The sequence below is a fragment of the Actinacidiphila sp. bgisy167 genome (assembly GCF_965342175.1).
Lineage (GTDB): Bacteria > Actinomycetota > Actinomycetes > Streptomycetales > Streptomycetaceae > Actinacidiphila.
In genome coordinates this window covers 1-6,409 of sequence record NZ_CBDRBL010000149.1, presented here as the reverse complement: position 1 = coordinate 6,409, position 6,409 = coordinate 1, and the positions used below count along the sequence as shown (strand labels likewise).

At 73.7% G+C, this 6,409-nt stretch carries 4 protein-coding genes and 2 pseudogenes; 3 read left to right on the top strand and 3 right to left on the bottom strand.

Translation table 11 applies throughout. The features are described 5' to 3' along the window. Positions 1–73: 73 nt before the first annotated feature. Entirely contained in the window at positions 74–1,306 is a 1,233-nt protein-coding gene (locus ACRWND_RS29995; protein WP_431954985.1) for an NAD(P)/FAD-dependent oxidoreductase, read from the bottom strand. A gap of 343 nt (positions 1,307–1,649) precedes the next feature. On the opposite strand from ACRWND_RS29995, the gene ACRWND_RS29990 reads away from it, so the two are divergent. Both ACRWND_RS29990 and ACRWND_RS29985 read left to right on the top strand, forming a co-directional pair. Continuing rightward, positions 1,650–4,064, top strand: a complete 2,415-nt coding sequence (locus ACRWND_RS29990; RefSeq protein ID WP_431954983.1) for a SpoIIE family protein phosphatase — start codon at positions 1,650–1,652, stop codon at positions 4,062–4,064. 146 nt (positions 4,065–4,210) lie between these two features. Continuing rightward, complete coding sequence (locus ACRWND_RS29985; protein ID WP_431954981.1) at positions 4,211–4,858, top strand: dihydrofolate reductase family protein; 648 nt, start codon at positions 4,211–4,213, stop codon at positions 4,856–4,858. A gap of 87 nt (positions 4,859–4,945) precedes the next feature. Here the strand turns inward: ACRWND_RS29985 and ACRWND_RS29980 are convergent. Together ACRWND_RS29980 and ACRWND_RS29975 are read right to left on the bottom strand one after the other, a co-directional pair. Further along, a pseudogene (locus ACRWND_RS29980) lies at positions 4,946–5,368 on the bottom strand (LuxR C-terminal-related transcriptional regulator); the annotation flags it as partial. 126 nt (positions 5,369–5,494) lie between these two features. Beyond that, a complete protein-coding gene (locus ACRWND_RS29975) occupies positions 5,495–5,731 on the bottom strand; it encodes a hypothetical protein (protein WP_431954987.1) in 237 nt (78 codons plus the stop codon). On the opposite strand from ACRWND_RS29975, the pseudogene ACRWND_RS29970 reads away from it, so the two are divergent. Continuing rightward, a pseudogene (locus ACRWND_RS29970) lies at positions 5,642–6,409 on the top strand (hypothetical protein); the annotation flags it as partial. The gene ACRWND_RS29975 and the pseudogene ACRWND_RS29970 overlap by 90 nt on opposite strands.

Below are 6,409 nucleotides of genomic sequence, written 5' to 3'. Positions count from 1 at the left end.
CCCCCCCCCCCCCCCCCCCCCCCCCCCCCCCCCCCCCCCCCCCCCCCCCCCCCCCCCCCCCCGCGGCCGGTTCTCAGGCGCGGACGCTCTCCAGCGGCACCTGCGGATCGGCGAGGCGCGTGTCGTCGACCTCGGCGCGCGAGGTGATCAGCTCGCGGACCGGCTCGACGACGTCCCACACATTGACGTTCATGCCGGCCAGTACACGGTCACCGGACATCCAGAAGGCGACGAACTCCCGGGCCGCCTTGTCCCCGCGGAAGACGACGCGGTCGTAACCTCCGGGCTCCACGTAGCCGACGTACTCCATGCCGAGGTCGTACTGGTCGGTGTAGAAGTACGGCAGCCGGTCGTAGACGGCGTCGCCGCCGAGCATGCCCTGCGCGGCCGTGGCCGGCTGGTTCAGCGCGTTGGCCCAGTGCTCGACGCGGATGTGGCGCTCGAGGAACGGGTGGTAGGCGTTGGCGACGTCGCCCGCGGCGAAGACGTTCGGCGCCGAGGTGCGCAGATGCGCGTCGGTGACGACGCCGTTGCGCACTTCCAACCCGGCCGCCTCGGCCAGCCGCGTGTCGGGGGTGACGCCGACGCCCACGACCACGGCGTCCGCGGGTACATGGGTGCCGTCGGCGAGCCGGACGCCGTCCGCTCGTCCGCCGCTGCCGGTGATGCCCTCCACCCGCACGCCGTGGCGCAGCACCACGCCGTGGTCGGTGTGCAGGGCCGCGAACACCTCGGCCGCCTCTCGTCCGAGCACCCTGAGCAGCGGCAGCTCCTCGGCCTCCAGCACCGTCACCTCCGCCCCGGCCTGCCGCGCGGCCGCGGCGGTCTCCAGGCCGATCCACCCGGCTCCGATGACGACGATGCGCGCGCCCTCGGTGAAGGCGGCCTTGAGCCGCTCGCTGTCGCCCACGCGGCGCAGGTAGAGCACGTTGTCCAGGTCCGCCCCGGGGACGGTCAGGAGGCGGGGGGCCGCACCGGTGGCCAGGAGCAGCTTCGTGTAGGGCATGCGCCGCCCGCCGTCGAGCTCCACCTGCCCGGCCCCCACGTCGAGCCCGGTCACCGTGGTGCCGAGCCGCAGGTCGACGTCGTGCTTGTCGTACCAGTCGTCGGGGTGGACGAAGATCGAGTCGCGGGTCTCCTTGCCCGTCAGATAGCCCTTCGACAGCGGAGGGCGGATGTAGGGCTTGTCTCGTTCGTCGCCGATGAGGACGAGTCGGCCGTCGTAGCCGTTCTCCCGCAGAGCCTCCACCGCCTTGCCCGCGGCCAAACCGCCTCCGACGATCACGAAAGTGTTCTCAGGGGACACGATGCACCTCATCTCGGATGTCGCACGCTGCGAACCACGTACGGAGAGTCAACCACCAGACCGCCGGGCGTCCCCTGGTGTGACACCGCCGACGTGTCGGCGTACCGCTCGGGTGCCCCCGCGGCAGCCGGCCCCGCGGGTCGTACCGCCCCTGGGGCGGAAGGCGGATGCCGGGCGAGGCCGGCGGACACGACGTCCGGGCGTGCCGCTGTCACAGATCCGCATGCTGCCCGGTCTGACCCCCGGATCGCCCATATCGGGCAATCCGGCCAGTTGTCCGACGACGAGACCCCGAGGGCAAGACTCGATGACCTGCACAGACACGGTGACGGCCGGAAAACATGTGAACACACCGGGGATATCAGACTCCGCCTTCGCGGTCTTCGACGAGCAGGGGACCGTCGTCGCCTGGACGCCGGCCGCCGAGCGCCTGGTCGGATTCGCCGCCGGCGACGTCGTCGGCCTCTCCGCCGCACTCGTGCTGCCGTCCTTCGGGCAGGCTCCGTCGATGGCGGCCTTCACCGAGCAGTGCCGTGCCGAGAACGGCTGGGCGGGCACGGCGGCGGTGACCCACCGCGAGGGCCGGGTGATCGACGTCAGCCTGCGGATCACGATGCTGCGGGGCCTGAACGGGGCGACGCGCTGGCTCACGACCCTGACCGACACCGGCGCGCTCTCCGGGGACGCGGCGAGCGGAACCGTGTGGGGCCCGCTGCTCGCCCGAGCGCCCATCGGAGTCGTCCTGCGCGACCGGCAGTTGCGCTGCGTCTTCGCCAACGACGTGATGGAGGAGCACGACGGCATCCCGCGCGACCAGCGACTCGGGCGCCGGTTCGTCGACGTGCTCGCCGGCGCCAAGGCGGGCGCGCTGGAGACGGTGATGCGCCAGGTGCTCAAGAGCGGCGCCACCAAGGTGCACGAGTACCGTACGTGGCTGCCGGTGAGCAGGGGCCGGGAGCATCCATTCGCCGCCTCGTTCCACTGCCTGCAGGACGCCGCCGGCGAATCGCTCGGGGTCTGCGTCATCAGCGCCGACGTCGTCGAGAGCAGGATGGCGCGCGAACGCCTGGCCGCCGTCGGCGAGGCCAGCGCACGGCTCGGCACCAACCTGGACGTGATGCAGACCAGCCAGGAACTGGCCGACCTCGCCGTGCCGCTGCTCGCCGACGTCGTCGCGGTGGACCTCGAGCAGTCGGTGCCGTTCAGCGAGGGACCGCCGGCGCGCATCGACCCGTCCGGCGCGCACCCGCGCGTGCTGCGGCGCACCGGGCTGGCCTCCACCCTCCCGGGGGCCCCGGAATCCGCCTGGGCGCGCGGCGAACTGGTCCCCGTACCGCCCCGCTCGCCCTTCTCCGCCGTGCTGAGCACGGGCACCTCCCATCTCGAGCCGATCCTGGACGTCGCCCCGGGACTGTGGGTCGACCACGACCCGGCCCTCGCCGGAAGGATCCGCGACAACGGCGCGCACTCGCTGATGGTCGTCCCGATCCGCGCCCGGCGGGCCCTGCTGGGTCTCGTCCTGTTCCTCCGCACCACGGACCTGGAGCCGTTCCAGGAGGTCGACCTGCTGCTGGCCGAGGAACTCGTGCGGCGGGCGGCGGTGGCACTGGACAACGCGCGCCAGTACGCACGCGAGCACACCGCGGCCCTCACCCTGCAACGCAACCTGCTCCCACGCCGGTTGAAGGGCGGCATGGCCGTCGACACGGCATCGCGCTATCAGCCCGCCGACATGGACCACGGCGTCGGCGGCGACTGGTTCGACGTGATCCCGCTCTCCGGCGCACGGGTCGCCCTCGTCGTCGGCGACGTCGTCGGCCACGGGCTCCACGCTGCGGCGACCATGGGCACGCTCCGCGCCGCCGTCCGCACCCTGGCCGACATGGAACTGCCCCCCGCCGAACTGCTGCACCGTCTCGACGACACGGTCCAGCGCCTCGTCGAGGAGGACACCGACGCCGCCGACCAGACGCCCGCCGTCGTCGGCGCCACCTGCCTGTACGCGGTGTACGACCCCGCCACCCGCGCATGCGCCATGGCTCGGGCCGGGCACCCGCCGCCCGCGATCGTCGACCCCGAGGGCCGGGTCTCCTTCCCCGAACTCCCCACCGGGGCGCCGCTGGGCATCGGACTCGGGGACCCCTTCGCGGAGGTGGAGATGGTGCTGCCCGAGGGGAGCCTCATCGCCCTCTACAGCGACGGCCTGATCGAGAGCCGCGACGACGACATCGAGGAAGGGATGCACCGCGTCGCCGCCGCCCTCGCGGATCCGCGCCGCTCCCTGGAGGAGCTCTGCACCCGTGCGACGGCCGGCCTCCCGGCGCACGCGCCCTGCGACGACGTCACCCTGCTCCTGGTCAGGACCCGCGCACTGCGCCCGGCCCAGGTCGCCTCCTGGACCCTGCCGTGCGACGAGAGCGCCGTCTGCCGCGCCCGGCGCCTGGCGGCCGACCAGCTGACCTCATGGGGCCTGGACGGACTCGAGCATTCCACGCGGCTGCTCGTCAGCGAGCTGGTCACCAACGCCGTACGGCACGGCGCCGGCCCCATCGACCTCCGCCTGATCCGCCACCAGGCCCTGACCTGCGAAGTGTTCGACACCGGCGTCTGCGCCCCACGTCTGCGCACCGCGCGCGGCACGGACGAGAACGGCCGCGGGCTCTTCCTCGTCGGCCAGCTCTCCCGCCGCTGGGGGACCCGTTCGGCGGCCGAGGGCAAGGTCGTCTGGGCCGAACTGGACCTGGCCGCAGCCGCGTAGTCAGCTGCCTGCAGGGCGCCGTACCAGCGTGAAGCGCGCCGTTCGGGCGGCGGTCGCCCGTGTCCTCCGACCGGTCACGCGACGCGCGATGAGTTCTCGCGGCCCGGAGAGTCTCCTTACCGTTGCCGACGACACAGGAGGAGCACATGCCCCAACTTCTGAGGGTCCAGAACTTCATGGTCTCGAGTGACGGGATCGGTGCCGGAGAGGACCAGAGCCTCGAGCATCCCTTCGGCGGGGGCATCGACCCGGCGAGGATGTTCGCCTGGGCCGGCGCCACGGCGAGCTGGCCCGGGCGCACCGATCCCGGCGGGAGCAGGGGCCTCGACGACTACTTCACACGGGATTTCAGGAACGGTATCGGCGCCGAGATCATGGGCCGCAACAAGTTCGGGCCCCAGCGCGGGCCCTGGAACGACCACGAATGGCGCGGCTGGTGGGGTGACGAGCCCCCGTTCCACACCCCCGTGTTCGTCATGACGCACCACAAGCGTCCTTCGTTCACGCTCTCCGACACCACGTTCCACTTCGTCGACGGCGACCCGGCCGCGGTCCTGCGGCAGGCCCGGGAAGCGGCGCAGGGCAAGGACGTCCGGCTCGGCGGCGGAGTCACCACCGTCCGTCAGTTCCTCGACGCCGACCTGGTCGACACCCTGCACGTGGCGGTCTCGCCGGTGAAGTTCGGGTCCGGGCTGAGGCTCTGGGACTCGCCCGACGAGCTGCTCGACCGGTTCCACCTGGAGGTCGTGCCCAGCCCGAGCGGCGTGACGCACCACCTGTTCTGGCGGAGGTGAGGCGGTCTCGGATCGGCCCCGGCCCGGCTGTCCGCGGCCCGGGGCCGCCCTGGGGACGCCCCCGCCTCGCGCGGTCAGCCGGCCCGCTCAGGCCCGCAGATAGGCGAGGACGGCCAGGACACGGCGGTGGGTCGAGTCGGCCGGGGGCAGGTCGAGCTTGGTGAGGATGCTGCCGATGTGCTTGCCCACGGCCGCATCGGAGACGACCAGGTGGCGGGCGATCGCGCCGTTCGACCTGCCCTCCGCGACCAGCGCCAGCACCTCCCGCTCGCGCGGGGTGAGCCGCTCCAGCGGATCGCGGCGGCGGCGCAGCAACTGCCGTACGACCTCGGGGTCGACGACGGTGCCGCCGGCCGCGACCTCGCACAGCGCCCCGACGAACTCCTCGACCTGGCCGACCCTGTCCTTCAGCAGGTAGCCGAGGCCCGTCCCGTCGCCGGAGTCCAGCAACTCGGCGGCGTAGGCGCGCTGTACGTACTGGCTGAGGACGAGCACGGGCAGGGCGGGCCGAGAGGCCGTGCCGTGCTGACTGTCGCCCTGCGCACTCTGCGCACCCGCTGGGTCACCTTCGCCGGCAGCTTCGTCGCGCTGGCGCTGGGCGTCGCGCTGCTCACCGCGACGGGCCTGGTCCTCGCCTCAGCCCAGGAGGCGCCCGAACGCCGGCCGGAGCGCTTCGCCGCGGCGCCGGTCGTGGTCCGCGGCCAGGACACGGTGCGGGTGCCGACGCCGCGGGGCGAGGGCAGCCGACCACTGGCCCGGCCGCGTGCCGTCCCCGCCGCAACCGTGGCGGGCCTGCGGCGGCTCGGCCGGGTCGTCGAGGACCGCGCCTTCCCCGTACGGGCCGAGGGCGGACCCGGCGGGCTCGTCGGACACCCCTGGTCCACCGCCGCCTTCGCGCCGTACGGGCTCACGGCGGGACACGCGCCCCGCGCCGCCGACGAGGTCGTCGTCACCGGTGACTGGGCCGAGCCGGGCGGAGCGCGTGCGTACCGACCGGGGCACCGTGCGCGTCGTGGGGACCGTGGCCGACCTCGGGTTCGAGGACGCCGTGTTCTACACCGACCCCCACGCCGCCCGACTGAGCCCCGCCAGTGTGCAGTTGGTGGTCGACGCGGACGCCAGCGCGGTGCGGGAAGCGGTCCGCGGCAGTGGCGCCCGGGTCCTCACCGGGAGCGACCGCCGGTACGCAGACGCCGACCCCGGCCGGGACGACACGGCGGTGACCGCGCTGAACGCCCTGTTCGGCACCGCCGGGGGCGTGGCCGCCTTCGTGACGGTGTTCGTCGTGGCGTCGACGTTCGCCTTCGCGGTCCAAGGCCCACGAGGCGCGCGAGCGCACCGCCGCCGCCTTCGTCGTCACCGCGCCGCCCGGCACGGGCTTCGGCGCCCGGACCCTGCAGCGCCTGCGCGGCGTCCCCGGGACGCAGGTCGCGCCGAGTGCGTCGAGCGAGGTGTACGTCCTCGAGGACGGCCCGGCACCGGTCAGGTCGCAGGCGCGTGCCGCCGACCCGGTGGCCCTCGCCGCCACTGCCCGGCTAGAACTGCTCTGAT